Source organism: Metasolibacillus sp. FSL H7-0170 (assembly GCF_038593115.1).
GTDB classification, from domain to species: domain Bacteria; phylum Bacillota; class Bacilli; order Bacillales_A; family Planococcaceae; genus Metasolibacillus; species Metasolibacillus fluoroglycofenilyticus.
Map to the genome: position 1 here is coordinate 1,979,119 of NZ_CP151964.1, position 26,351 is coordinate 2,005,469.

The window sequence follows — 26,351 nt, forward strand, 5'->3', positions numbered from 1 at the left end:
AACAATTATGGAGGTTACTATATATGGAAGAAGTTGCACAATCAAAAGCGGTCGCTGTTGAAAATATTTTAATTGCCCATCATTTTTTAAAGGATGTCGTTGCACATACCCCGCTTCAAAAAAATGACTATTTATCGGAGAAATATGAGGCAAATATTTATTTAAAGCGTGAAGATTTACAGCATGTTCGTTCGTTCAAATTACGAGGAGCATACTATAAAATAAAGCAAATTGAAGCTCAGGCGCGTGAGGTTGGGGTTGTTTGCGCAAGTGCAGGCAATCATGCACAAGGTGTTGCCTATGCGTGCGCTCATTTACAAATACAAGCAACTATTTTCATGCCAAAAACAACACCAAAGCAAAAAATTGACCAAGTTCGTATGTTTGGTCGTAACTATGCAGAAATTGTGCTTGCTGGTGATACATTTGACGACTCAGCAAAAAGTGCTTTAGCCTATTGCGAGGAGCACGAGAAAATCTTCATCCATCCTTTTGATGATTTCGATGTAATTGCTGGACAAGGTACAGTCGCTGTCGAGATTATGAATGATATTGAAGAGCCAATCGATTATATTTTTGGTAGCATTGGCGGTGGTGGTCTGATGGCTGGTGTTTCAACATATGTGAAAAACCTTTCTCCTTCTAGCAAAATTATCGGCGCTGAGCCAGCTGGTGCTAGCAGTATGAAGGCGGCGTTTGCTAATGATGCCCCTACTGCGCTCGAGACAATCGACAAATTCGTCGATGGTGCTGCCGTCCAATGCGTAGGCACAGAAACATATAATACATGCCGCAAATATTTAGACGATATCGTTCTTGTGCCAGAAGGTAAAGTATGTACAACCATTTTAGATTTATATAATAAACACGCTATTGTTGCTGAGCCGGCTGGCGCCCTTTCTGTTGCAGCACTAGATTTTTACGCGGAGGACATCAAAGGAAAATCGGTTGTCATCATTATTAGCGGCGGCAATAACGATATCGGACGCATGCAGGAAATTAAAGAGCGTTCACTTATTTACGAGGGCTTACTTTACTACTTTATCGTCAGCTTCCCTCAGCGCTCAGGTGCACTGCGCCAATTCTTAACATCCGTACTCGGTCCAAATGACGATATTACAACATTTGAGTACACCAAGAAAAACAACAAAGAAAGCGGCCCCGCGCTCGTAGGCATCGAGGTCACACAGCGTGACGATTATCAAGGCTTGCTAGAACGAATGCGGGAAAACGGCTTCGAATATAAAGAAGTAAATAAAGATAGCACATTGTTTGCGTTGTTAGTGTAGGAACAAGAAAATCCCCTTGCTGTGAAGTGACCCCTAAAAGTTAGACACGGTTATTTCGTTTAGGCAGCTTGGGTAAAATGAGTTCGGTACTGCACCGGACTCATTTTTAATTTTGCCTTCATACGTTTCGTGTTGTAATAGTTTATATAGTTTTCAAGTTCCTTTTTAAAATGCTCGACACTTTCAAATTCCTTTAAATAGAGAAATTCCGACTTCATGATGCCAAAGAAATTCTCCATGACAGAATTGTCGTAACAGTTGCCTTTACGCGACATACTCTGCACAATCCCTCTTGATTGAAGGGCGTGGCGATATGGTTTCATTTGATAATGCCAGCCTTGATCAGAATGCAGGAGGAGCTGATGTTCTTCTGGCAACCGCTCTAAAGCCTTTTCTACCATCTCTGAAACTAATGAATATGTAGGTCTAGAGCCAATTGTATACGTAATAATTTCGCCATTAAATAAGTCTAAAACAGGCGATAAATAAAGCTTTTCACCAAATAACTTAAACTCTGTAATATCTGTTACCCATTTCTCATTAGGCGCTTTTGCTGTAAAATGGCGATCTAAAATGTTAGGCGCAATTTTACCAACTGTCCCTTTATATGACTTATATTTTTTCATACGAACGATGCACTTTAAGCTTAGCGCTTTCATCAGGCGTTGCACTTTCTTATGATTCACTTTTTGCCCACGATACGCTAGCTCATTACGAATGCGACGATAGCCATAACGGCCTTCATGTTCCTTATAGATTTCTTGAATTTTGGCCTTTAACTCGGCATCTGGATCGGGACGATTCATCTTCTTTACTAAATCATAGTACGTGCTACGTGGAATTTCTGCGAACGCTACAAGCGCCTTCACCGAGTATTTATGCCTTAATTCATAGATGACTTTTACTTTGTCCTCTTTGGTGATTTTTTCTTGGCTTGAACTAAGGCGTTCAACTTTTTTAAATACTCGTTTTCCATACGTAGACGATTGATTTCTGCTTGAAGTGCTTCTGGTGAGCCTTCTACTGGTGCTTGTTTTGGCTGTTTATTTGTTTCTTTTTTCATGGATGGACGCCCCTTTCTCTTTGATTGAAGGGCATCGAATCCTTTTGTTTCAAATTGTTTTTTCCAAACACGAAGTGTAGAAGGAGTAGCTATATGAAAGATAGCTGCCGTTTCAAGTAAGGACGTACCGTTTTCAATCATATAGTTTAGTACGTCTAGTTTAAACTGTGCCGAATAATTTGTATATCGTTTTATAAATGTTTCTACGCCGTTATACTCATATTGTTTTGCCCAATTAAGAATTGCTTTGTGATCTGTTCCCATTGATTTAGCAATTTCATGTGAACTTTCTTTGCCTTCTAAGTAGCGTAGGACTGCTTGTAATTTTTCTTCTGATGTATATTTAGCCATATAAAAACTGCTCCTCCAATTGTTAGACGTGTCTAACAATTGGGGAGCAGTTCACTGTACGGGGGATTTTTTGATTTATTCCATGTTTTTCGAGATTTATTCCATGTTTTTTGAGGTTTATTCCATGTTTTTTAGACTTTATTCCATGTTACACTTTCAGGTATGATATATTCCCTCTTTTTTCTTTCTCCAATTCCCTCTAAATTAAGCTGAGCTAATAAATTGCCAGCCACCTTCACATCAGCAATACCAAAAAACTCCCGAAATGTGCGATTTGTCAGCCTTTCGCCAAATAATATTTTATAATCATGCAACCCTGTTAAAATCGCATCATCAAAACGTTTAGTACAGTAAGGGCATTGAAAGCTTTTGCCGCGCCAATGCTGTAAACGGACAGTAGGCTGGCAATGCGGACATATTGCACCTAGTACTGTTTCAGGCGGAATAGCTGGCCTGCTAAATGGTTTTCTTTCATAGTTTGCAAGCAATAATTCTTTTAAACTCGTTAGTTGTTCACTCGTTATCGTTGGGGAATACTTTTTGAAAATTTGCTGAAGTTTTGTGCGTAAGCCTGTCACGTGGAAAATTAAATATTGCGGTGGTGTCATACCGATATGAGATGAGGCGCTTGTCATGATAATTGCGGGTATTACAGGTAGTCGAATCCCCCATTTACGAAGAAGTATTTCGATGAAAAGTCGATGGCGTTCAATTTGGTCGATTGGATTGCGATAAACGTCCTGGGTGCCATCACTTTTAGTGCGGATAAATTGATGTGTTCGTGATTCAAAATCCAACCGCCCCATGATATGCTTTACTTCAAGAAGCAGCACAAAGGATTGGCAAATAAAAATGGTGTCAATCTGATGTGTGAAATTTGCTAGGTTCGTTATTTGATAATCATGAAAAAGATAATGCTTCTGCTCTAAAAAAATATCCGCCCATTCTCGGTCTACTCTACTTTCCCCCAAGTAGCCGACCTTCGTTCTTTGGTACAATTCATACAAGCTTGTATCCTGACTATTTCTTTGAAGCAAGGTTTCTAAATAAAGCAGATAATCTGGCATATTCCTTGCCATTACAATCACTAGCATCCCTCCTTTTTAGACAATATTATATAATATTCCCCAGGAAATTTCTTTTTATTTTAAAAATATTGGAGGTTAAAAAGCGCAGGGAATCATTATTTTCCTGCGCTTTTCCATCATTAGCCTAACAGCGCACGGTCGGAATTCATTTTTTCACCGCGGATGCGCTCGAATTCTGCCATTAGGTCTGGAATTGTTAAGCCTTGTTTTGATTGCTCATCTACTTGTAAAATGATTTGCCCTTTGTCCATCATAATTAAGCGATTTCCTAAATCTAAAGCTTGTTGCATATTATGTGTGACCATTAATGTTGTTAAATTATCCACCTCTACTAGCTCCTTTGTTAAACGGGTAATAAGCTCCGCGCGTGAAGGGTCTAACGCTGCGGTATGCTCGTCTAATAAAAGGATTGCGGGCTTTGTGAATGTTGCCATTAATAACGATAAGGCTTGACGCTCTCCGCCCGACAATAAGCCGACTTTTGCGTTAAGGCGATTTTCTAAATTTAAGTGTAGCCTCTCAAGCGATGTGCGGAAAAAGTCTCGACGCTCGCGGTCAACACCACGACGTAAAGTACGTTTCGCATGGCGTGAATAGGCAATGGCTAAGTTCTCTTCAATCGTCATAGAGGGTGCAGTTCCTGCCATCGGGTCTTGGAACACACGTCCAAGATATTGTGAACGCTTATATTCTGGTAAGCGTGTAACATCTGTATCCTCAATTGAGACAGTGCCATAATCAGGTGTTAACGCACCAGAAATCATATTCATCATTGTGGATTTTCCAGCACCATTACTGCCAATTATTGTGACAAAATCACCAGGAGCTAGGGATAAATTAATATCATTTAATGCTACCTTTTCATCTGGTGTGCCTTCATTAAAAATTTTATTAATCTGTTCTAATTTAAGCAAGTGGTTTACCTCCCTGCTTGGCTAATTGTCGCTCTGCTAAACGCTTTGTCTTATTTTTTTGCTGTTTACGCTTATTTACTATTTGCGGAATGACAAGCGCTAAAATAACAATTACTGCTGTAATAAGCTTCATATCACCTGTATCGAGCCAATCGATACGCAATGCAATCGCATAAATAATACGATAAATAATTGCCCCAACAACAACTGCTAAAGTCGTGCGGAAAATTGTTTTTGTGCCGAAAATCGCTTCGCCAATAATAACCGATGCAAGGCCAATAACAATCATCCCTATGCCAAGCCCAATATCAGCATATTTTGCATATTGCGCAATTAAAGCACCAGAAAATGCGACAAGTGCATTCGAAATGCCTAGCCCTAAAATAATTAATTTATCTGTATTAGCCGAAAAACTACGAATCATTCGCTTGTTGTCACCTGTCGCACGAATCGCAAGTCCTACCTCTGTTTTTAAGAACCAATCCACAATAAATTTAATAATAACCGTAATAATAATCACGACAAGCAACGTACCCCATGTTGAAGGTACTGGAGTAATGCCCATGCTCTTCAAAATATTATTGAGTGCATCATCAATACCCAAATTACGCCAAAAATCATAAAACTGTGTAAAAATTGTACCCTCATTTAATAAAGGGATATTCGAACGTCCGATTGAATTTTCAGCAGTTAACCCCATTATTCGCAAATTAATTGACCATAATGCGATCATCATTAAAATCCCAGAAAGCAGTGGATTTATTTTTCCTTTTGTGTGTAGTAAGCCCGTCATACATCCTGCAATAAATCCAGCCACAATTGCCACTAATGTAGCGATAATTGGATGATAGCCGAGCACAATCATCATCGCTGCTGTCGCTGCTCCTGTCACAAAGCTTCCATCAACCGTTAAATCTGGAAAGTCTAACACTCGGAATGTTAAATACACTCCGAGTGCCATAATTGCATAGATGATTCCTTGCTCCACTGAGCCAAATAATGCTGTAAACATATTGAATCATCTCCCAAAAAAATTATTTTACTTCAGCATTCCACGCATCTTCCAGTTCAATGCCTAATGAATCTGCTGTATCTTTATTGATTACTAGTTTTAAATTCGCAGGATATGCTGCAGGTACTTCGCTTGGCGATTTACCCTCTTGTAAAATTTTAATTGCCATCTGTCCTGCTTCATAGCCGATATCGTAATATTCAAAGCCATATGCACCTAAGCCACCGCGTGCAACTGAATCTAGCTCCCCTACCATCGTTGGTAGATTGTTTGCTTTTGCTACATCGATTACCGATTCTAATGCGGAAACGACTGTATTATCTGTTACGATATAGAGTGCGTCTACTTTTCCTACTAATGACTCTGTTGCTTGCTTTACCTCAGCAGATGTTGCTACTGATGCTTCAACTAATTCTAAACCCGCATCTGTTAATGCTTGCTTCACTTGCGCAATTTGTGCAACCGAGTTTTGCTCACCTGAATTATAAACTGTGCCGACTTTTGTTGCACCCAGCTCGTTTTTCATAAAGGCTATCGTGTTGGCGATAGTATCTGGATGTAAGTCAATCGTTCCTGTTACATTGCCACCCGGTGCTTCCATTGAATCTATTAATTGCGCATCCATTGCATCCGTTACAGATGTGAAAACAATCGGAATATCAGATGTTGCACTTTTTGCCGCTTGAGCAGATGGTGTAGAGTTTGCAAAAATTAAATCTACTTGATCTCCTACTAGCTTTTGTGCAATCGACATATTCGCATTATTATCACCATTTGCCGTGTTGTAAATAAATTCTGCTTCAATACCCGCATCCGCAAATGCCGCCTGGAAGCCTTTATATGCTGCATCTAATGAAGGGTGCTCAACAATTTGTGTCACCCCAATTTTATAAGTTTTTGCCTCATCTGAAGCATTATTATTGTTTGTCTCTGTATTAGTAGATGACTGATTATCTGAGCCAGTACCACATGCTGCTAGAAGCAAAAGTACTGCTACAAGTAAAAATGCTAGTTTGTTTCTCATAGTAAATGAATCCCCCCATAATTCTTGCCTCACTTCATTTGAATAAAGTGATAATTATCGTAATATTACACGTGACCTTTTACGTAGTCAATAATATTAAAAATGTTCCAATGACGAAATACATAAATATTCTTACAATTTGACGCTTTAAACCGCTAAACTAAAGCATTTTATAAATTGTGAACTTTTTATGTCTTTTTTGATTAATTGTGCACCAGCTAACTCTCACCCTATTTTTATAGCTTACAACGAGTTAGTAGTCTTTTAAAAATTAGTGGTGTTATTAAGTCTTTATGCCACTCAACTCCCGCTTTTCGTAAGGTAAAGTTTCACTCCTTCTAGAAAACATTCACTGAATTAAGATGACTAATTATTTTATGTTCTCTATTGCTCTAGTATAAAATTTTAGTTATAATATCTATTTGTGTTTATACACCGTGGTTCGCAACCATCCCACGCAAAAAAACTAGGAGGAATTCAATATGAAGGTAAAATTTTTAGCAGCGAGTGCCATTATTGCAGCACTGTATATCGCAGTGACAATGCTCGTTGCTCCTATTAGCTTTGGGCAAGTGCAGTTCCGCATTGCTGAAATGTTTAACCATTTAGTGGCATTTAACCCTCGTTACATGGTTGGTGTCGTACTTGGCGTACTTATTTCCAACTTTTTATTTTCTTCAGTTGGACCAATTGATTTAATTTTTGGCGTAGGACATACTGTTGTAACGCTGGGCATCTTTATTTTTATTTGTAAATATGTCAAAAATATTTGGGCTCGCTTAATCATCAATACGTTTCTATTTACGTTTACAATGTTTATTATTGCGTTCCAATTAAATTTAGTATTAGAGCTACCATTTTGGGAAACTTGGCTTGTCGTTGCAGTTGGTGAATTCACCGTGTTAGTGATTAGCGCCCCAATTATGTATTTATTGAACAAGCGACTTGATTTTAATAAACTAATATAAAGCTGTTGCGCGTGCGTGGCGCTCTAAGGCTGTGTCAGGAAAGGCTATCCGAAAAGATAAAATCTTTTCGAATAGCCTTCGCTTTTATATAAAAAAGTCTTTACCTCTGCAGCAGCCATTACTGCCTTCTTTGAAAATGCTTTTCAACTGCAATTTTTCCGCCTAATTTATCAGAATTGATTGACTTTTTTACACATACCTTTTACAATGGCACTACATCTTTGTTCGGGCATGGTAGCAGGTTGCGGGAGCGCGACCACCATAAGACGAGATGAGTAGAGTTTAGTTTGAGCTGAGAAAAATTGATGACTAAGAATAGTAACAATTGTTTTATGTTTGAGAGAGTGCATGGCTGGTGAAAATGTACCATAAACAATTGTGAATGGGCCTTAGGAGAGCTGTTGGCATTAGCTTGTTGACGGACGGAATTCCCCTACGTTATAAGGGGATTGAGTGGAAGCAAATATGCTTCAAGCTGAGGTGGCAACGCGGTATTTATCGTCCTCTACAAAAAAGGAAATTCCTTTTTGTAGAGGACTTTTTTTATTTTAGAAGGAGGAAAAAATATGCAAAAATTTTCACGGACAACGATTCGAAAAATAAATGGCGATTGTCTAACCCCTATTATTATTTTTAATCGGTTGCAAGGTACACAAAAGTTTTTATTAGAAAGTGCCATGAAGCACGAAACGGCTGGACGCTATTCCTTTATTGGTGCAAACCCACGCAAAACATATAGCGGTAGCGGTGATATTTTACAGGAAATCAATCATTTAACAAATCAAACCTATACGCATTATGGCGACTTAATTCAATCACTCAAGCAAATGATGCCGCGTATTTCTCAGCATACAGAATACCCTTTCATGGGAGGTGCTATCGGTTATATTCACGACAATGAGGTACTGTTTCAAGTGTATGATACTGTCATTATTTTTGACCATATGACAGACGAGCTGGCGATTGTTCATACAAATATCGAAATCGAGCAGCAAGCCCCAAATTTAGACCTACTAATTGAACAATTAACAAATGGCAACAACATGCACAGTATAAATGAAGCTTTTGCTGACTACCGTACATTTCGCGTAGAGCAAAGAGCAGCTTATTTATATTATGTAGAGTTTTCCAATGACATCTTGATTGGTTCATCGACAAATAGCGTCATTAACGTGAAAAATAGTACTGTCACAACGAAGATTCCTGAAGTGATTGGATGGGCTGAAGATGGGCAACTCCCTCCTTCTGCTCACTCGATTGATGCATTAGCTGAAGCAGCCAAAAACATTCCATCTATGTTAGGCTATATCGGCTTTAATGGGCAAATTGATTTTACAACGGAGGGGTGAATCAAATGGTATTACAACAATATATAGCGAAAGTTAAAAAAAATGAAAATTTAACGATTGATGAAATGAAGGACGCAGCAACGTTCATTTTTTCCGAGGCAACAGCAGCAGAGGATATTGCTGATTTTTTAATAAACCTTAGTGTCAAAGGAGAAACAGCACAAGAGGTTGCAGGTCTAGCAATGATTATGCGCGATAATGCGGTAAAAATTAATGTGCCTGAGGGCATTTATATCGATAATTGCGGTACAGGTGGCGATGGCTTGCAAAGCTTTAATATTAGTACAACAACAGCATTCGTTCTCGCTGGTGGCGGTCTGCTCGTGGCAAAGCATGGCAATCGTAAAATATCAAGTGCTGCTGGTAGCTCTGACGTATTGGAGGCGCTGCAAATTCGGCTGCTTCCTTCCGTAGAGGAAACAACTGAGTTGCTTGCACAGCATGGTATCGCTTTTTTACACGCACCTAATATGCATCCTAAATTAAAGCGTATCGGCGCAATACGTCAGGCTATCGGCAAACCGACTATTTTCAATTTAGTTGGACCTTTGACGAATCCTGTCCCATTAAAAACACAATTTGTCGGAATTAATCGCCCGCATTTTACGACAGATTATGCGCAAGTATTAGATATGCTTGGTCGCAAACGGGCAATTGTCGTATCTGGCACGAGAGGCATGGATGAGGCATCGTTAGAGGGAGAAAACACACTTGCATTACTCGACCTTGGCGACATTATCCCGTTCAAGCTACGTGCTGAGGATGTCGGCTTACGCGCTGCACCATTGTCAGCAGTTCGCGGGGGGAATGCACAGGAAAATGCAAAAATTATGCTTGATTTATTAAATGGACAGCAGGGCGCTTATTTAGATACAGTGCTGCTCAATGCAGGAATTGGTTTCTTTGCATACGGCTCCGCACAAACAATTAAAGAGGGAATCGAAATCGCCAAGGATAGCATTTTTTCAGGGCGTGCTCTCGAAAAATTACAGGCGGTTATTGCCTATTCGCAGCAAAAGGAGGAAATCCAATGACGATTTTAACTCAAATTATTGAGCATAAAAAAACCGAACTAGCTAATTTACGCACTGTAAAACCTAATTTTACTGAAACGGTAAAACGCCCCTCTCTTTACGAGCGGCTGCGTCAAGCTACAACTGTTCAGATTATTGCAGAGATGAAGCGCGCCTCCCCCTCAAAGGGCGATATTGCAACAAATGTTGAACCAGTAGAGCAAGCAAAAATTTATGAACAGGCAGGCGCTATTTGTATTTCAGTTTTAACTGAAGGGAAATTTTTCAAAGGCTCTTTTGCTGACTTACATGCGGTGGCACAGGCTGTTCATATTCCTGTACTATGCAAGGATTTTATTATTGATCCAGTGCAAATCGATTATGCAAAGGCTGCTGGTGCATCAGTAATTTTGCTCATTGTCGCTGCTTTAACAGATGAGGAGCTTGCCTCTCTACATGCCTATGCAACAGCTTTACAGCTCGATGTTTTAGTAGAGGTGCATGACATAGATGAGCTACAACGCGCATTGCAAATAAATCCAAAAATAATCGGTGTGAATAACCGTAATTTAAAAACATTTGAGGTTGATTTGGCACAAACCGCAGAGGTAGCACAGCATTTAACAAATGACGATATCGCCTTTATTAGCGAAAGTGGTATTTGGGGACCAGAGGATGTAGAAATTGTAGCGGCGGCTGGGGCTTGTGGTGTGCTTGTTGGCGAATCGCTCATGCGTAGCAATAACGTAGCTACTGATTTACAGGCATTGCAAATTCCATTAGCAAAGGCTGGTGAAATAGAATGACAATGGTCAAAATTTGTGGCTTAAAGACGGCTGAGCATGTCGAAGCAGCAGTGAAGGCTGGGGCGGATTTTGTCGGCTTCGTCTTCGCACCTAGCAAACGCCGTATTTCGATAGAGGAAGCAGCACTGCTCGCTAAACATATACCTGCACATATCAAAAAGGTTGGTGTCTTCGTTAATGAGGAGGCAGACGTTATTCAAACCATTGCAAAAGCTGTTTCACTTGATTATATCCAGTATCACGGCGATGAAACGAATGATTTTATTCAGCAGGTCGGCTTGCCTGCATTGAAAGCTTTTTCCGTGCGCAATGCTGATGATATTAAAAAGGCTGCCACCTTTGCTGTTGAATACTATTTATTTGATGCACCCGGCACAGATTTTCGTGGGGGTAGCGGACATACATTCGATTGGTCTTTATTAAAGAAAGCCAATATAGCACAGGAAAAAGTAATCGTCGCTGGTGGTTTAACGCCCAGCAATGTTGCCGATGCGATTCAATTAATTCATCCAGCGGCGGTGGATGTGTCAAGCGGTGTTGAAAAGAACGGTATAAAAGATGCTACCTTAATCCAGACATTTATTCGCAATGCGAAAGGAGCAATACAATGACAACTGTAAAAGGACGTTTCGGTGAATACGGTGGGCAATTCGTCCCCGAAACATTAATGACGCCTCTTCTTGAGCTAGAACAGGCTTATGAAAAGACCAAAAATGACCCTGAATTTTTAGCGCTATTTCATTATTATTTGCAGCAATATGTAGGGCGCGAAACGCCTCTCTATTTTGCGGAGCGCTTAACGGCTAAATGTGGCGGTGCGAAAATTTATTTAAAGCGCGAAGATTTAAACCATACAGGCGCACATAAAATAAATAATGCGATTGGGCAGGCACTCCTTGCAAAGCGTATGGGCAAAAAGAAAGTTGTTGCTGAAACAGGTGCAGGTCAGCACGGTGTGGCAACAGCTACTGCATGTGCTTTGCTTGATTTAGAATGCATCGTTTATATGGGTGCAGAGGATGTAAAACGTCAAGCATTGAATGTTTTCCGTATGGAGCTGCTTGGTGCAAAGGTCGTTGCTGTCGATAAAGGCTCGGCTACTTTAAAGGACGCAGTGAATGAGGCTTTACGTCACTGGGTAACGAATGTGGAGGATACACATTATATTTTAGGCTCTGCGCTTGGTCCACATCCTTTTCCAATGATTGTACGTGATTTCCAGCGCGTTATTGGTGATGAAACACGCACACAAATCATCGAGCAGGAAGGTCGGCTGCCAGACACGGTCATCGCTTGTATCGGTGGTGGTAGTAATGCCATTGGTATGTTTTATCCATTTGTTGAAGACCAAAATGTACAGTTAATTGGTGTTGAGGCGGCGGGTGCTGGACTTACTACAGACAAGCATGCGGCAGCGATTTACGGTGCGCAAAAAGGTGTACTACACGGTGCTTATATGTATTTATTGCAGGATGACAACGGCTTTATACAGGAGGCACATTCGATTTCAGCAGGGCTTGATTACCCAGGAGTTGGACCTGAGCATTGCTATTTAAACGATATCGGACGTGCTCTTTACGAAAGTGTGACAGATGTAGAAGCTTTGGAGGGTGTTAAATTGCTCGCTGAAACAGAGGGAATTTTACCTGCATTAGAAAGTGCCCATGCCATTTATTATGCGGCTCAGCTTGCTAGGTCGAAATCGGCTGATGAAATCATTGTCGTTTGTTTATCAGGTCGTGGCGATAAAGATGTCCATACATTAATTGATGCGATTGGAGGTAAAGAGGCATGATTCAACAAGCAATTGAACAGGTTTTAGCACGTGGTGACCGCGCCTTCGTTCCTTATATTATGGCAGGTGACGGTGGCTTAGCGACATTAAAATCAACTATTTTACGCTTACAGCGAATAGGCGTAACAGCGATTGAAGTCGGCATTCCCTTTACAGACCCTGTCGCAGATGGGCCAACAATTGAGCTAGCAGGACAACGCGCATTACAAAATGGTACAACATTAAAATCTGTCTTAGCGACATTGGCAAGCTTTGCAAATGAAATCACTGTACCTCTCGTTGCAATGACCTATTTGAACCCTGTTTTAGCCTATGGGGCAGAAAAATTCGCATATGATGCAAAGCAAGCTGGCATTCACGGTGTCATCATTCCTGATATGCCTTTAGAGGAACGCGCAATTATTTATAGCGCATTACAAAAGGAACAAATCGCACTCGTGCAGCTTGTCTCCTTAACAAGCCCTACTAAGCGTATCGCACAACTCGCTACAGCAAGTGAAGGCTTTATTTATGCGGTTACAGTTAACGGCATTACGGGTGCACGTAGTGATTTTGCAAACGAGCTAGAAGAGCATTTCGCCAAATTGAAAGCAGTCAGCTCCTTACCTGTCCTAGCGGGCTTCGGTATTTCCACACCTGAGCAAGTAAAAAAATTCGCTCGCTTTAGCGACGGTGTCATCGTTGGCAGTAAAATTGTCGACGCATTAGCAAATGGAGATTGGCAGACGGTAGAAGCATTAGTTAACGCCTCTAAGGAAAAAAAAGAAAGCCATTGAATGCAGTTTTGTATTAGCAACGCAATGAAAAAAATTGTTGCCTCTTGATTTTTACTAAGAATAAACACCGCTAAAGTCCGTGTTTCTCCCATTTTCAAACATAGCTTCCTAGCACCATAACACCAAACAACAGCGTCCAAAACGCCAGCAAACGCACGGCATTTTGGACGCCCTACTTATTTCAATTTCCCTAGCATATCAACAGTCATTGAAGCTAAATCGTATTGTGCGTTAAAGCCCCATTCAGCTTTTGCCGCAGATGAATCAATCGAGTTTGGCCAGCTATCAGCGATTGCTTGACGCACCGGGTCAACATCGTAGGCAATTTCAAAGCCTGGGATATGCTTCTTAATTTCTGCCGCAATTTGTGAAGGCTCAAAGCTCATCGCTGAAATATTGAAAGCATTACGATGCGCTAACTTCGAACCATCCGCCTCCATTAAATCAACAATCGCCTGCAATGCATCAGGCATATACATCATATCCATATACGTGCCTTCGGCGATATAAGATGTGTATTTCCCTTCTTCAATCGCTTTATAATAAATATCGACTGCATAATCCGTCGTTCCCCCACCTGGTGGCGTAGCGTAAGAGATTAAGCCTGGGAAACGAACACCTCGTGTATCCACACCAAATCTTGTGAAGTAATAATCACATAGCAATTCTCCTGCTACTTTATTGACACCATACATTGTTGTAGGACGCTGTAACGTATCCTGTGGCGTATTATCCTTTGGCGTAGATGGACCGAATGCACCAATCGAGCTTGGTGTGAAAAACTGCAAATTCAGCTCACGTGATACTTCCAATGCGTTCATTAAGCCACCCATATTCAAATTCCATGCAAAAACAGGATTTTTTTCAGCGGTTGCTGATAACAGTGCAGCCATATGAATCATCGTATCTGCACCAAAATCCTTTGCAAGCTCATGCATTCGCTTACCGTCTGTTACATCTAATATTTCAAATGGACCATCTTGCTGTGCTGCGCGAATATCTGTCGCTAAAACAGCATCAGTTCCATAAATTGTACGTAATTTCCCTACTAACTCTGAACCAATTTGACCAAGTGCACCTGTCACAATAATTTTTTTCATTCCCGTACCCTCCTGTGGCGTTATACATTTGTACACCCTAAAAATACATTTAAACATTGCAATGACGCGGTCCATTTGTACTTTTATTGAAATTAATTATAAAATGTTCTTTTGAAAAAGACAATCATTAATTTTCTTTTCATGTAAAAATGCTATCAAATCGAAAGCTTTTGAGGATAGCAATTTCATTTAGCTATTCCCCACAAAAAAGAGGCTATCCGAAAAGATGTACACTTTTCGAATAGCCCTTGCTTCTATATTCAATTACGCCTCCGCTTAATCATGTCGGGATTTTGAATTGTGCAAGCACAATTCAAAATTCCTGACATCCACCGAAGGCTTTAGGCCAACACGAGATGTTGGTCACTCAGTTGTTATCTTAATATGCGATGTTCTTAGACTGGGTTCATCTTTATCAGTGAGTGTTTGACACCAACTGGAATCGGTCTTATACTTGCATTCATCTCGTCTCCTATAAAGGTGGGAAACTTCTGTACCTGTCGCTTCGCTTTCAGCACAAAAAGGTCGTCTTAAAATGGCTTTTCAGACGCTGCCTTCACAACTCCCTCATATAAATTTGGTCTGCGGTCATCGTATACTGGGATGCGTGTCCGCACTTCGTCAACAATTGAAAAATCAACTTCAATAATCGCTAACTCTTCGTCCTCCGCACCTGTCCAAAGCACCTCGCCCCAAGGCTGAATAATCATCGATTGACCGTTGAAGTTTTCTACCTTATTTGCAATGCGATTAACTGCTATGACGAAGCATTGATTTTCAATGGCACGTGCCTGTAATAATGTTTTCCAATGGTCGATACGCGGCGTAGGCCATTGCGCTGGTACAAAAAGCACTTTAGCGCCTTGTAATGCATGTGAGCGTAACCATTCTGGGAAACGAATATCGTAGCAAATAACACCGCCTGCTTCTATATCGCCAAGTGCAAAGCGATTTAGCTTATCTCCAGCCTGTAAATATAAATGCTCGTCCATTAAACGGAATAAATGCGCTTTACTATACTCGCCAACAAGCTCTCCTTCTTTATTAAACGTGTACATCGTATTAAAAAATTCATCACCAACACGAATGGCAACAGAACCACCAACAATATGAACGGACAGTTCCTTGGCAAGAAAGCTTAAAAATTGCTTTGTGCGCTCGCCATTTTCATCTGCTAGCTCGGGCAATTTTTCAAGTGCATAGCCTGTATTCCACATTTCTGGTAGCACGATTATTTCAGCGCCACCTTGTGCAGCTTGACGAATAAATTGCTCTGCTCTCTCAAAATTTTCGTCGACTTTACCAAAGCGAACATTTAATTGAATACATCCTATTTTCATTGCTTCACTTCCTATATAGACATTTTAGAAAAAAAAGGTTACCATATTTCATTATATTCAGAAAACGAGGGATTTGCATGGAATTTTCAAAAAAACTACAGCAGCTACCACCGCAATTTTTCGCTTCACTCGTTCAAAACGTCAATGCAGCAATCGCTGAAGGACGAGATGTTATTAATTTAGGTCAAGGCAATCCTGACCAACCAACACCAGCACATATAATTGAAGCTTTACAGCAAACGGCCGAAAACCCACTTAGCCATAAATATCCCCCATTCCGCGGAATTGAGGAGCTACGCGAGGCAGCGGCAGCATTTTATTTACGTGAATACGGCGTGACAATCGACCCTAAAACAGAAGTCGCTATCGTAGGTGGCACGAAAATTGGGCTTGTTGAGCTGCCACTTGCATTAATGAATCCAGGTGATTATATGCTATTGCCAGACCCAGGGTATCCGGATTATTTATCAGGTGTTGCATTGGCAGATGTGAAATTTGATACGATGCCCTTGCTACCAGAAAATCAATTTTTACCTGATTACAACGCCTTAAATGACGAAATAAAAGAGCGCGCAAAGCTACTCTATATTAACTATCCTAACAATCCAACTGGTGCAATTGCAACCTATGGGTTTTTTGAAGAAACAGTCGCATTCGCCAAACAGCATAACATCGCAGTTGCACATGACTTTGCCTATGGTGCGATTGGCTTTAATGGGCAAAAGCCGATTAGCTTTTTACAAGTGGACGGTGCAAAGGATGTTGGAATCGAGTTTTATACATTATCAAAAACATTTAATATGGCTGGCTGGCGCGTTGGCTTTGCGGTCGGAAATGCCCAAATGATTGAAGCTATCCAGCTATTACAAGACCATCTATTTTGCAGTCTATTCCCAGCTATTCAGCATGCAGCCGCACATGCCCTTACAGTTGAGCAAAGTGCTGTCGAGCAACTACGCGCCACGTATGAAAACAGACGCAATGCATTAATTGATGAGGCCCATAAAATTGGCTGGCAGGTAGAAGCTCCCGCTGGCTCCTTCTTCGCTTGGCTACCTGTGCCAGAAGGTTACACGAGCGAGCAATTTACTAACCTGTTACTAAACAAAGCGAATGTTGCTGTCGCTAGTGGAAATGGCTTTGGACAATTCGGTGAAGGCTATGTACGTGTTGGCTTACTTGTAAATGAGGAGCGGCTACGCGAGGCAATGCAGCGAATTGCCGCACTGAATATTTTTTAACGAGGAAATTTCCGAATAAAATCATACATTAGAAAAGCGTTCGTCTAGCGCCGATAGACATTGGAAAGTACAGATGCAAAAATAAACGCTCACCACTTTTACATGAATACTTGAAATAACCGAGAGGCTGGCGTTTTAGCCTAAACACTGTTCAAATGCTAAAAACCTTTGCTTTCTTATTCTTTTGTAAAAAAACATATGCACTTCTGCGGTCACACCAAAATACGCCCGTAGAAGCGCTTGTTTTTCTCCAACATTGCAAAAGATTTAGCTTGTATTGTTTCCTTCCACAATATAAATGATAAAACATTAAAAAGTTTTAATAAAAAAATCTACTAAACTATTGAACCATGCCCCTAAGTTATATTTTATTTTCGCTGCCTTTGTATATTGATTTGTGAAAAGAACCTGCTGAGCCTCGTCTGTTATTTTTATATTTTCAATTACTGTATCGTATATATCATCCGCATATTGCTCATGCGTTGTATCCTTTTTTGAGTATGCTGCGCCGAAGCCAATTTGTGTACCTTCGATTGCATCGCTAATTGCAAGCGTTGTTACTAGCTCCTCATCAACAGCGAGCTTGATTTCACCTTGCCCTACTTGTAACGAAAAATGACGTCGATTTTTTAAATTGCGTGGATACTCTTCTTCATCAATACGTGAGCCTTGCTGTGTATCATGATAGGAATAAACCGTTGCCTTATTGAAAGCATAATCTTCACCGCTCCACACGATTTCCTGCAAAGAATGACGCTCGATTTCAGTCTCCGTTTTATTTAGTTGCTTTTCAAAAATAATTACCTCATTATCCTTTAGCATGATACGCATATAGCTCATATTCTTATGATAAATGTAAACCGACTGCTCTCCGACAACATTTCCGTGAAAATCAAATTCTAGATGATAGGCTGTCGGCATCCTTTGCTGTAAAATCATTGTCGCTTCCTCTGAAGGCAAGGAAGTTAAAATAATCTCATTATTTAAAAACTCTGCCGCCCCATTAGAAATTTCCCACTGTTCCGCAAGCTTTTTATCACCAATTACAAACTCAACACGCTGTTTGCTCGCCTGCTGAATTTTCATCATCAAATGATTTGTAGACCAATATGGTGAAACTTGAAGTCTGCTTAGATTATAAATATTTGCATCTGCGTCATTATAAGCACCTAGCTCTAAATTAAAATGCATTTTATATAATTTTTTAATATGTCGGTCATTGACGTTTTCCACGAGTGTATCCATATTATTATAAAGTGAATTGGCGTGCATAATCGCATAAGCCTTTGGCACTTCCTCAAGCGTATTCATATAAATTTCCTGCATCAATTCATAGTCACCTGCAATGCGTGCCTCCATCTCCGCTCTTGTTTCTGTAGGAATCATATATTCATCTCGAATAAAATCCATTAAATAATGATTGTAATACTCAATCATCATTTTATTAGGTACATCATTTTCATCAATAACACCTAACGACTGTCCCTCATCATTAAATATATTAATATATTTTAAGCGATAGCCATTCGAGCCGAGCTCCCAAAATCCGCTATCTTCCATTAACCTCAAATGCTTAGGCTTTAAAAATTTTGTATCTTTTGTATCCATTTTATTGGCATACGTATACATCGTTGCTTTATAATTCAATTTTTCTAATATTTTTTGAGCGAAAATACTTGAATCTGTACGCCCATCCTCAAATGATAAATATAAAGCTTTTTCAGGCAGCGGCTTCCCTAGCTCATAAAAATCAATAATATCCTGCTGGGAAATTGTTTCATAGCCTTGCTTTGCTAGTAGCGATAATTGCTTATCTAAATTGCCTTTTGTCACGTACTTTGGTGACTCACCACGACTCACCCCAAAATACGATAATGCAATAAAGCCTTCCGTATTTCCCATTGCTATTGCGCTATCTTCAAACTGATTTAACAAAAAGATTGTACGTATTAAAATTGTTGCAAGAAAAGCAATGATAACTGCTTGAATAATAGAGCGAATGATTTTTTTACGATTTTTTAATTGAGCATTTAATGCTACTTTCTTGTTATTCATCTTTATCACCCGCATCTTTTAATAGACGTTTTTCTTTGCGCCGCGCTTTTCTTTCTAGCTTCCTTTGTTTCGCTAATACATCCTGCGGCGTTTCCCGTGTACCCCATGTTGATTTCCAAAACGTTACCCAAGCAACAGGCATTTGCCAAAGCAATACAAACTCATAAAATAAAACAAAAATAAAACCGAATGACCAGAGCTTACTTCTTTTAAAATAAAGATGCGCTAAGCTCATTAGCATTGCCATTAATAATAGACCAACAAGAAACGTTCTAGGGAAAATCCCTTGAGTAAAAGGAACCCAAAGTAAATTATAAACAACGACAATGGGTGCTGCGATTGGCACAATTAAACCGATAATAAAAAACAAAAACATGAATGGCTCTTTTCTCCAAATAAATGTACAAGCCCGTAATGATTCCCTAAGCCACGAACGTTTCCAGCGCATTTGCTGTGATAAAAAGGCCATTGTGCTCGATGGAACGATTGTTGAGCAAACAGCGCTATCTTGATATGCTGTCCGATGTGTTTTTAAAATATAATTTGTCATACTACGGTCATCGCCAAACGTAGCAGGCTGCCCAAGAAACTTTTGATTAAGCCATGCTTCTCCATTTTGCAAAACAAGCTCCTTGCGATAGCAGGAGAGCGGGCCAGATAAACAGGTCACTGCATCAAACCATGATTCTGCCGCCTTCATAATACGAAATGCAACATAATAGCGAACTGTTTGTAATTTCGTTAAAGCATTGGTAAATTTATTTGCTACTTCCGTGCGTCCTGCTACACCACCCATTTTGGGGTCCTGAAATGGCTGCACTAAATTGCGTACAGCATGAGGCTCTAAGAAACTATCAGAATCAACAAAAATAACTAAATCATGCTTTGCCATACGTACTCCTGTCATTAATGCCTCACGCTTTCCACCGTTTTGTGGCAATTGATGCACAATTAAACGCCCTTTCGTTTTAAAGCGTTCACCTTCTTGATGAATAAGAGCAGCTATTTCTTCAGCCCTTTGCTTTGTTTGGTCAGTAGAGCAATCATCAACGATAATTACTTCAAGCTTGTCAACTGGATAGTATTGATTTATGCAGCTTAATATTGTACTTTGAATCCATTTTTCTTCATTAAAAACGGGAATAATAATTGATACACCGGGCTCATAATGAGGATTTATCACTAAGTTACGATAAAACATGCCAAATAAATAGCGACTTAGCAAAAATGCAGCAGCAATCATACTATATAAATATAAAGATTTATTAAATTTGAAATAAATTACACTTTCAGCCCGCATCAGCATAATCGTCAATGCAGCCGCCAGCAGTATGAGACTAGCAGTAAAGACAGACAGTCCCCAGCGTCTCTTGCTCAGATATTTATGCAATGGCTGTAAAAATTCGTATGCATAGTAATAGCGAATTTGCCCCTCTACCTCTTTTGTAAACGTGCGAATAACCCTTCCCTTTAGCTTGACATTAGCCTCGTAGCCTTCAGGCATTGCACCATCAGGTATTGTGAAGCGCATTCGCATCACCTCATCTATTTGGAACGCATTTGATATGTCACAAGAAATGAGAATGCCAGTTACAGAAATATCCTCACAAATAAACTTAGCTGAAACATCTGACTTTAAAATTTTCACAGGAAATGCCGTACTATAACGTAAGCTTAATGACTGAAGCCAAAATAATTCATTCACATCTGCTACATCTATTTCTGCTTGCTGATAGCTAGCTCCTCGACGGTCAACTAAGCTACGTGTATTTTCCGGGTCTGGAATATTCGATAAAATACGCCTATCTTGTTTTCTTACCATCAAAATTTCCTTTTTCACCACAATCAATCCACGCTTTCCTCGGAATGTTGTTCAATCCATGTAAAGAGCTTTTTAAAGAAATTGCCTTGTTGTTGTAGTTACACCGGCAATCTCCCAATCATTTTTGTTCTAATGATAATTTCCCTAGTGGCTACTAGGGTCATTATTACCCTGTGTAAAGCAATCTGTTTTCCAATCACTTTCGCTGTCTGCTCATCAATAAGGACTAACTTGATATATGCTAAAAAATATTAAAATATACTTTTTTCAAAAAGCTGAGGGGCAAACTAAATTATCTTTAATACAATAGACATCTTCATTTTAGTTATTTTAAAATCGGTATTTTAGACATCACTTTTCCTAATTCCACACAATAGCAAAAAAAATTGCCTGAAAAGCGCGCGTTCGCATGCTTTCCAGACAACCTTTTTAGTTTCTCTATTTAATTACGCCAAGCTCGCGACCTACTTTTGCATAAATCGCTAATGCGTCATCTAACATTTCTTTCGTGTGTGCTGCTGTAGGCATGTTGCGCACGCGCCCTGTTCCTTTTGGTACCGTTGGGAAGACAATTGATTTCGCATAAACACCCTCTTCAAATAAGCGCTTTGAAAACTCCTGTGTTAGCTTTTCATCTCCAATAATACATGGTGTAATTGGTGTTTCGGACTCGCCGATATTGAAGCCTAATTCAGCTAAGCCTTTTTTCAAATAATCGCCATTTTCCCACAGCTTATCATGTAGCTCTGTAGAGTCAATAATCATTTGCACTGCGCTTGTAATTGCTGCAACATCCGCTGGCGGTAATGCCGTTGAGAATAAAAACGGACGTGAGCGTACTTTTAACCAATCAATTAACTGCTTCTTCCCTGCTACATAGCCGCCAACAACGCCAATTGCTTTTGATAATGTACCGATTTGGAAGTCAATCTCATTTTCTAAGCCAAAATGCTTTACTGTTCCTTTCCCTTTACCTGTCACACCTGAACCATGTGCATCGTCTACGTAAGTAATAAGGTCATATTCCTTTGCGATTTCAACGATTTCTGGAAGCTTTGCAATATCGCCATCCATCGAGAACACGCCATCTGTAATCACCATTATTTTATTATATAGACCCGATTCCTTCGCTGCTTTTGCTTTTGTGCGTAAATCATCCATATCGGAGTGATTATAAGCAATAATTTTCGCTTTTGATAAGCGGCAACCATCAATAATTGAAGCATGATTTAATTGGTCTGATAAAATGGCATCATTTTTATCCATCACAGCCGAAATGGCTGCCATATTACAGTTAAAGCCTGATTGGTATGAAATAGCTGCCTCTGTACCTTTGAATTCAGCTAGCTTTTCCTCTAATTTCACGTGCAAATCAAGCGTTCCATTAATTGTACGTACAGCCCCCGCGCCAACGCCGTATTTATCGAGCGTCTTTTTCGCCACTTCTTTCAGCTCATCATTTGTAGCTAAGCCCAAATAATTATTAGAAGATAAATTAATTAAATTTTGACCGCGCACTTTAATAATCGGTCCATTTGCCCCTTCTACTGGATCGATTTCATTATATAACCCTTGCTCATGCAACGCTTGTAAGTTTTCTTCTAAAAATGCATCTAATATTTTTGACAAAGCACTTCATCCCTTCGTGTAAGATAAAATACGCCCCAGCCTTTGAAGTTAACTAGAGGCTTTATTTTGATTTTAACATAATTACATTATTTACTGTACTGACTCGCCAACTAGCTGCTCTAGCTTATTTCTAAAGAACGGCAATGCCCATTGAATAATTTGCCCCGTGCCTAGCGCGAGTATCACTGTTCCTACGCCAACCGGTCCACCAAGCAACCAGCCAGCTGTCGCCGCAAAAACCTCCATAATCGTCCTCGCCAAACGCACTGAACCTCCAAACTGCTCCACAATAATCATCATAATCGTATCGCGTGGCCCCGCCCCAACATTCGCTGAAATATATAAAGCACAGCCAACACTCATTACAAAAAATCCTGAGATAAAATAAGAAAGCTCACCTACAAAAGCGGATGTTGATGGCAACAACCAATTAAATAAGTCAATAAAGGAGCCAATTAACAGCATATTCAACCATGTTGCAACTTTCGGTAATCGGCGTAAAAAGATAGATGTACTCACAACAATAATTAGTCCAGTTAAAATAGACCAAGTTCCAATTGTCAAACCAAACTGCTTAAACAAACCAATATGTAATACATCCCAGGGACCCGTTCCAAGAGCATTCCCCTTAATTGTTAAAGAAATACCTAATGACATAACAGCGAGACCGATAAAAAAGAATGTCCACTGCCACGCAAATTTTTTTTGCATATAATTGCCTTCTTTCGTTAATAAAGGCATCCGAAAATCATACAAAACACTGCTTTTCGGATGCTTCGTTTGTGTTTTAATCTATTACACCTTAGCGTAATTGTGTCTGGATTTTCCCAGGCTATTTGCTGGAGTTAACTTAAAACCCTCACGTCCTGTGACATCTGCCAGAGGTTTTAGGGCAACACGATGTTGGTCACTCAGTTGTTAGCTTAGAATGTGAGTTCCTTTGATTCAGCGAGTGATTGGACACCTGCTGAAATCGGTCTACTGCTTGCATGCACCTCGTTACCTATAGAGGTGGTAGACTTCTGTACCTGTCGCCAGGCTAGCGATACAAATTAGATTTGTCGCTATGCTATCAGCACAAAAACATGTGCTCCTATGGTTACTCGTCGCAGTAAACATTGCTGAAAGACGTTAAACCGTTAGCTCTCCATATTTTGCATTCACCACTTTAAGCAAATGCGCTGGTGATAATTTCATTTGCATACCGATTTTTCCTGCGCTAACAATCATAAAATCTAGCTCCTCCGCTGACTGATCAATAAAAGTTGGAAAAAGCTTTTTCATCCCCACTGGCGAGCAACCCCCACGAACATAGCCTGTTAAGCCTAATAGCTCCTTCACCGCAATAAGCTCCACTTTCTTCTCACCCGCTATTTTTGCTGCTGCCTTTAAATCTAGCTCCTTTGCCACTGGAATGACAAATACATAAAACTGTCCTTTTCCGTTCGTTGCAATAAGCGTCTTAAATACCATTTCTATTTCCTGATTTATTTTTTGTGCCACTGATATCCCATCTACTGCGCTATCATCAATTGTATATTCTAGCACTTCATGTGGAATTTTCTGTTGCTCAATCATGCGAATCGCATTTGTTTTGGCTGTTTTCTTTGCCATTTGAAAATCCTCCTATTTTCGCGTACAAAAAAAGCTGTTCTAGCATACATACTAGAACAACTTTTCGATTTACGCAATTCTTGAAAATACCGACTCCGCACCTGCACGATAGCCATTCTTCACCATCTCGATATGACTTTGATATTGTATTTTCGCTTTATTATACGCTCTTTGTACAATTAAATTTTCTAATTCCTTACCGAAAACAGTTGGTGCTGTCACGTCTCGTTCAACTTCATTCATAAAATGCGCAGGCACACGAACAGTTAAATCTTCATCGGCAAATGGAGGCTCCTCTTGTAGCTCCTCCTCAACAGTCGTCCCTGTCTGCACCTGCTGAATTTGTGCTGTTGCGCTCGCTGCCACCCGCAAATCTTGTGGAGATGGCTGAGCTGGTGCTAACGCCGCCTTCCGTACTTGCTCTAATATTTTAATTGTTTCATCATCTGTGCCACTTGTAGGTACTTGAATCGATACTTCTCCACCACTCACGTAAAGCTGGTCGTCTGGTCCTTTCGTATACGTATACGAAACTGTTCCAGTCACACTTGCTCCTGCTGCCTTATGTGCTTGTTCATGCGCCTTCACTTCGTCCTCTGTCATTTGTAGCTGGCGCAAATGGGCTTTTGTTTCAGGTGTTTCTATCTTTTCTTGTATTTTGTCTTGTTGGAGATTGCTTGTTTTTGCATCTGCGGCTAGTAAATCCTTCTCCGTTTTACCAGACAATAAATTTTCTAGCGCCACTAGCATCGGATTTTGACTAGCCTTTGCGAACTGCGCTGTTCTTTTATAAGCCTCGCCCATTTCCCTACGCTGCAACGCTTTTTTACGATCCTCAAAATCTAGTAGCCTATTTTGCATCAAGCTTGCTATTTTCATAAATTTCACCTCTTCCCTCTTTATCAATTACGCATCGGCGTAATTGTGTCCAATTTTTTCTAAGCTGTTTAACCTAAAATCGTCACAGCCTGTGACCGCTGCTGAAATCGGTCTACTGCTCGCATTCATCTCGCCATCCGTAGAGGTGAGTGACTTCTGTACCTGTCGACTTGCTATCGGTATAAATATAATTTGTCGCTACGCCTTGCGCACAAAAAACATGTGCTCCTACAGTTACTCGTCCCAGTAAAAATTGCCGAAAGACGTTAAAGCTCCGATTGATGAATCTAACAGTTTGAGGGAAATAAAGCCCTTCACATACCGCTAGCCTCACTTTATTAAGACGATTATATCAGATAACAGCGCTTTCTTTCATTAAATAAAACGATAATTGGTTCGTAAGTAATATTGCTTTAATAAATTTCAAAGTTCATTCTTGAAAATAGCTTTTTGAAACCTAGATTTTCATTATAAAGTGCAACTTCAATTGGGTTTTTTACGGGCAGTAAGACTCCCACTTATCCTCAAGCCGCTCTTCACTTAAGTCTTGAAGTGGGAATCTTACTGCCCGCTAATGCGTGATAAATTTGAAACAAAATTAGGACTATCCAAGTAGCAATACGCATACTTTGGATAGTCCTAGCTTATTTCGTATCAATTACGCCTCGAGTAAGCAACCTAAAATTGTCATGATACGTGCCAACAGTTGACTGACCAGCACCACGCAAGCTGTAGTTGTCCGAAAAGTCCATTTTGTTTTGCCACCGCATTGAAATCAATGTTTTCATCGCTTCCCTTTTACTGAAGGAGTACACTGCTAAAGTCAATGTTCATCCCATTTTAAAAGAGGCGTTCTCTGTTTATCGCGTATTAGCAAATTTGTTTGCGACGAGTAATCGCAGGAGCAGGCTGTAATACCCCCACTTCAAAACAGCAGATAAAAACAAGATGTTTAAGTGGGGAATCAAACAGCCTGTAAAAACTAAGAATGAGGCCAACACGATGTTGGTCACACAAGCGTTTTCGCAGGATGCGAAGATTCTAGCTTGTGTTCCTCTATCACCAATCAGTGGGGGCAAAGCCCCCACTGATTGAAGGTTCACTTTATAGGAATCAACATTTTGTGAAACATCATCGCTCCTGTCCAAAATGCCGGCTATGCTCGGCTTTTTGGACAGCCCCGACTTCTACTAAAAGACATTAAATGATGGCTTATGTTTTAA

General features: G+C 40.1%; 22 protein-coding genes, 1 riboswitch and 1 other annotated feature. Of the genes, 9 read left to right on the plus strand and 13 right to left on the minus strand.

Going from position 1 to position 26,351, the window contains the following annotated elements:
* Positions 1–23: 23 nt before the first annotated feature.
* Positions 24–1,289 (plus strand): threonine ammonia-lyase IlvA, encoded by a 1,266-nt coding sequence (gene ilvA / locus MHH70_RS09180; RefSeq protein WP_342471334.1) that lies wholly within the window; start codon positions 24–26, stop codon positions 1,287–1,289.
* Between the two features lie 59 nt (positions 1,290–1,348).
* On the opposite strand, the gene MHH70_RS09185 is transcribed toward ilvA, so the two are convergent.
* The 5 genes from MHH70_RS09185 to MHH70_RS09205 all read right to left on the minus strand — a co-directional run bounded on the left by MHH70_RS09185 (position 1,349) and on the right by MHH70_RS09205 (position 6,741).
* Positions 1,349–2,703, minus strand: a protein-coding gene (locus tag MHH70_RS09185) for an IS3 family transposase (protein ID WP_342471335.1) whose coding sequence is annotated in 2 segments (ribosomal slippage) — positions 1,349–2,250 and positions 2,250–2,703 — 1,356 coding nt in all. Because the reading frame shifts where the segments join, the coding sequence is not laid out codon by codon here.
* A 131-nt stretch (positions 2,704–2,834) separates the two neighbouring features.
* Entirely contained in the window at positions 2,835–3,782 is a 948-nt protein-coding gene (locus tag MHH70_RS09190; RefSeq protein WP_342473180.1) for a nuclease-related domain-containing protein, read from the minus strand.
* 128 nt (positions 3,783–3,910) lie between these two features.
* Positions 3,911–4,705, minus strand: coding sequence for an ABC transporter ATP-binding protein (locus MHH70_RS09195; protein ID WP_107942000.1), 795 nt, complete (start codon positions 4,703–4,705; stop codon positions 3,911–3,913).
* Positions 4,698–5,717: an ABC transporter permease gene (locus MHH70_RS09200; RefSeq protein ID WP_107941999.1), complete on the minus strand. Its 1,020-nt coding sequence runs from the start codon at positions 5,715–5,717 to the stop codon at positions 4,698–4,700. The genes MHH70_RS09195 and MHH70_RS09200 overlap by 8 nt, the downstream gene beginning before the upstream one ends.
* Positions 5,718–5,739: 22 nt before the next feature.
* Positions 5,740–6,741 carry an ABC transporter substrate-binding protein gene (locus MHH70_RS09205; RefSeq protein WP_342471336.1) on the minus strand — a complete coding sequence of 334 codons (1,002 nt, stop codon included), beginning with the start codon at positions 6,739–6,741 and terminating at the stop codon, positions 5,740–5,742.
* A 431-nt stretch (positions 6,742–7,172) separates the two neighbouring features.
* Positions 7,173–7,217: riboswitch (PreQ1 riboswitch) on the plus strand.
* Positions 7,218–7,223: 6 nt separating this feature from the next.
* Here MHH70_RS09205 and MHH70_RS09210 point away from each other — a divergent pair.
* The 7 genes from MHH70_RS09210 to trpA all read left to right on the plus strand — a co-directional run bounded on the left by MHH70_RS09210 (position 7,224) and on the right by trpA (position 13,448).
* Positions 7,224–7,709 (plus strand): QueT transporter family protein, encoded by a 486-nt coding sequence (locus MHH70_RS09210; RefSeq protein WP_342471337.1) that lies wholly within the window; start codon positions 7,224–7,226, stop codon positions 7,707–7,709.
* Between the two features lie 296 nt (positions 7,710–8,005).
* Positions 8,006–8,218 (plus strand) — a binding site (T-box leader).
* Positions 8,219–8,275: 57 nt separating this feature from the next.
* Positions 8,276–9,058 carry a metal ABC transporter ATP-binding protein gene (locus tag MHH70_RS09215; protein WP_342471338.1) on the plus strand — a complete coding sequence of 261 codons (783 nt, stop codon included), beginning with the start codon at positions 8,276–8,278 and terminating at the stop codon, positions 9,056–9,058.
* 5 nt (positions 9,059–9,063) lie between these two features.
* Positions 9,064–10,092, plus strand: coding sequence for an anthranilate phosphoribosyltransferase (gene trpD / locus MHH70_RS09220; protein ID WP_107941995.1), 1,029 nt, complete (start codon positions 9,064–9,066; stop codon positions 10,090–10,092).
* Entirely contained in the window at positions 10,089–10,877 is a 789-nt protein-coding gene (trpC, locus tag MHH70_RS09225; protein ID WP_342471339.1) for an indole-3-glycerol phosphate synthase TrpC, read from the plus strand. The genes trpD and trpC overlap by 4 nt, the downstream gene beginning before the upstream one ends.
* On the plus strand, positions 10,874–11,488 hold the full coding sequence (locus tag MHH70_RS09230; protein WP_342471340.1) for a phosphoribosylanthranilate isomerase: 615 nt from the start codon (positions 10,874–10,876) through the stop codon (positions 11,486–11,488). Before trpC ends, MHH70_RS09230 begins: the two co-directional genes overlap by 4 nt.
* Complete coding sequence (gene trpB / locus MHH70_RS09235) at positions 11,485–12,672, plus strand: tryptophan synthase subunit beta (protein ID WP_342471341.1); 1,188 nt, start codon at positions 11,485–11,487, stop codon at positions 12,670–12,672. The genes MHH70_RS09230 and trpB overlap by 4 nt, the downstream gene beginning before the upstream one ends.
* Positions 12,669–13,448: a tryptophan synthase subunit alpha gene (gene trpA / locus MHH70_RS09240; protein ID WP_107941991.1), complete on the plus strand. Its 780-nt coding sequence runs from the start codon at positions 12,669–12,671 to the stop codon at positions 13,446–13,448. The genes trpB and trpA overlap by 4 nt, the downstream gene beginning before the upstream one ends.
* A 176-nt stretch (positions 13,449–13,624) precedes the next feature.
* On the opposite strand, the gene MHH70_RS09245 is transcribed toward trpA, so the two are convergent.
* Both MHH70_RS09245 and MHH70_RS09250 read right to left on the minus strand, forming a co-directional pair.
* Positions 13,625–14,548, minus strand: coding sequence for an L-threonine 3-dehydrogenase (locus MHH70_RS09245; protein ID WP_107941990.1), 924 nt, complete (start codon positions 14,546–14,548; stop codon positions 13,625–13,627).
* A gap of 530 nt (positions 14,549–15,078) precedes the next feature.
* Positions 15,079–15,888, minus strand: coding sequence for a carbon-nitrogen family hydrolase (locus MHH70_RS09250; RefSeq protein WP_107941989.1), 810 nt, complete (start codon positions 15,886–15,888; stop codon positions 15,079–15,081).
* Between the two features lie 77 nt (positions 15,889–15,965).
* On the opposite strand from MHH70_RS09250, the gene MHH70_RS09255 reads away from it, so the two are divergent.
* Entirely contained in the window at positions 15,966–17,129 is a 1,164-nt protein-coding gene (locus MHH70_RS09255) for a pyridoxal phosphate-dependent aminotransferase (protein ID WP_342471342.1), read from the plus strand.
* Positions 17,130–17,438: 309 nt separating this feature from the next.
* On the opposite strand, the gene MHH70_RS09260 is transcribed toward MHH70_RS09255, so the two are convergent.
* The 6 genes from MHH70_RS09260 to MHH70_RS09285 form a co-directional block, all read right to left on the minus strand.
* On the minus strand, positions 17,439–19,184 hold the full coding sequence (locus tag MHH70_RS09260) for a polysaccharide deacetylase family protein (RefSeq protein WP_342471343.1): 1,746 nt from the start codon (positions 19,182–19,184) through the stop codon (positions 17,439–17,441).
* Complete coding sequence (locus tag MHH70_RS09265; protein WP_066168441.1) at positions 19,177–21,006, minus strand: glycosyltransferase; 1,830 nt, start codon at positions 21,004–21,006, stop codon at positions 19,177–19,179. The genes MHH70_RS09260 and MHH70_RS09265 overlap by 8 nt, the downstream gene beginning before the upstream one ends.
* A 438-nt stretch (positions 21,007–21,444) precedes the next feature.
* The gene (locus MHH70_RS09270) at positions 21,445–22,635 is read right to left on the minus strand and encodes a glycine C-acetyltransferase (protein ID WP_066168037.1); all 1,191 of its coding nucleotides are present in this window, start codon (positions 22,633–22,635) and stop codon (positions 21,445–21,447) included.
* Between the two features lie 90 nt (positions 22,636–22,725).
* Complete coding sequence (locus MHH70_RS09275; RefSeq protein ID WP_066168034.1) at positions 22,726–23,346, minus strand: hypothetical protein; 621 nt, start codon at positions 23,344–23,346, stop codon at positions 22,726–22,728.
* 420 nt (positions 23,347–23,766) lie between these two features.
* On the minus strand, positions 23,767–24,249 hold the full coding sequence (ybaK, locus tag MHH70_RS09280; RefSeq protein WP_066168032.1) for a Cys-tRNA(Pro) deacylase: 483 nt from the start codon (positions 24,247–24,249) through the stop codon (positions 23,767–23,769).
* A gap of 69 nt (positions 24,250–24,318) precedes the next feature.
* Entirely contained in the window at positions 24,319–25,128 is an 810-nt protein-coding gene (locus MHH70_RS09285) for a putative metalloprotease CJM1_0395 family protein (protein ID WP_342471344.1), read from the minus strand.
* Positions 25,129–26,351: the final 1,223 nt, after the last annotated feature.

Coding starts and splice junctions, on each gene's coding strand:
- ilvA (WP_342471334.1), top strand. CDS start 24: ATGGAAGAAGTTGCACAATCAAAAGCGGTCGCTGTTGAAAATATTTTA.
- MHH70_RS09190 (WP_342473180.1), bottom strand. CDS start 3,782: ATGGCAAGGAATATGCCAGATTATCTGCTTTATTTAGAAACCTTGCTT.
- MHH70_RS09200 (WP_107941999.1), bottom strand. CDS start 5,717: ATGTTTACAGCATTATTTGGCTCAGTGGAGCAAGGAATCATCTATGCA.
- MHH70_RS09205 (WP_342471336.1), bottom strand. CDS start 6,741: ATGAGAAACAAACTAGCATTTTTACTTGTAGCAGTACTTTTGCTTCTA.
- MHH70_RS09210 (WP_342471337.1), top strand. CDS start 7,224: ATGAAGGTAAAATTTTTAGCAGCGAGTGCCATTATTGCAGCACTGTAT.
- MHH70_RS09215 (WP_342471338.1), top strand. CDS start 8,276: ATGCAAAAATTTTCACGGACAACGATTCGAAAAATAAATGGCGATTGT.
- trpD (WP_107941995.1), top strand. CDS start 9,064: ATGGTATTACAACAATATATAGCGAAAGTTAAAAAAAATGAAAATTTA.
- trpC (WP_342471339.1), top strand. CDS start 10,089: ATGACGATTTTAACTCAAATTATTGAGCATAAAAAAACCGAACTAGCT.
- MHH70_RS09230 (WP_342471340.1), top strand. CDS start 10,874: ATGACAATGGTCAAAATTTGTGGCTTAAAGACGGCTGAGCATGTCGAA.
- trpB (WP_342471341.1), top strand. CDS start 11,485: ATGACAACTGTAAAAGGACGTTTCGGTGAATACGGTGGGCAATTCGTC.
- trpA (WP_107941991.1), top strand. CDS start 12,669: ATGATTCAACAAGCAATTGAACAGGTTTTAGCACGTGGTGACCGCGCC.
- MHH70_RS09245 (WP_107941990.1), bottom strand. CDS start 14,548: ATGAAAAAAATTATTGTGACAGGTGCACTTGGTCAAATTGGTTCAGAG.
- MHH70_RS09250 (WP_107941989.1), bottom strand. CDS start 15,888: ATGAAAATAGGATGTATTCAATTAAATGTTCGCTTTGGTAAAGTCGAC.
- MHH70_RS09255 (WP_342471342.1), top strand. CDS start 15,966: ATGGAATTTTCAAAAAAACTACAGCAGCTACCACCGCAATTTTTCGCT.
- MHH70_RS09260 (WP_342471343.1), bottom strand. CDS start 19,184: ATGAATAACAAGAAAGTAGCATTAAATGCTCAATTAAAAAATCGTAAA.
- MHH70_RS09265 (WP_066168441.1), bottom strand. CDS start 21,006: ATGGTAAGAAAACAAGATAGGCGTATTTTATCGAATATTCCAGACCCG.
- MHH70_RS09275 (WP_066168034.1), bottom strand. CDS start 23,346: ATGCAAAAAAAATTTGCGTGGCAGTGGACATTCTTTTTTATCGGTCTC.
- ybaK (WP_066168032.1), bottom strand. CDS start 24,249: ATGGCAAAGAAAACAGCCAAAACAAATGCGATTCGCATGATTGAGCAA.
- MHH70_RS09285 (WP_342471344.1), bottom strand. CDS start 25,128: ATGAAAATAGCAAGCTTGATGCAAAATAGGCTACTAGATTTTGAGGAT.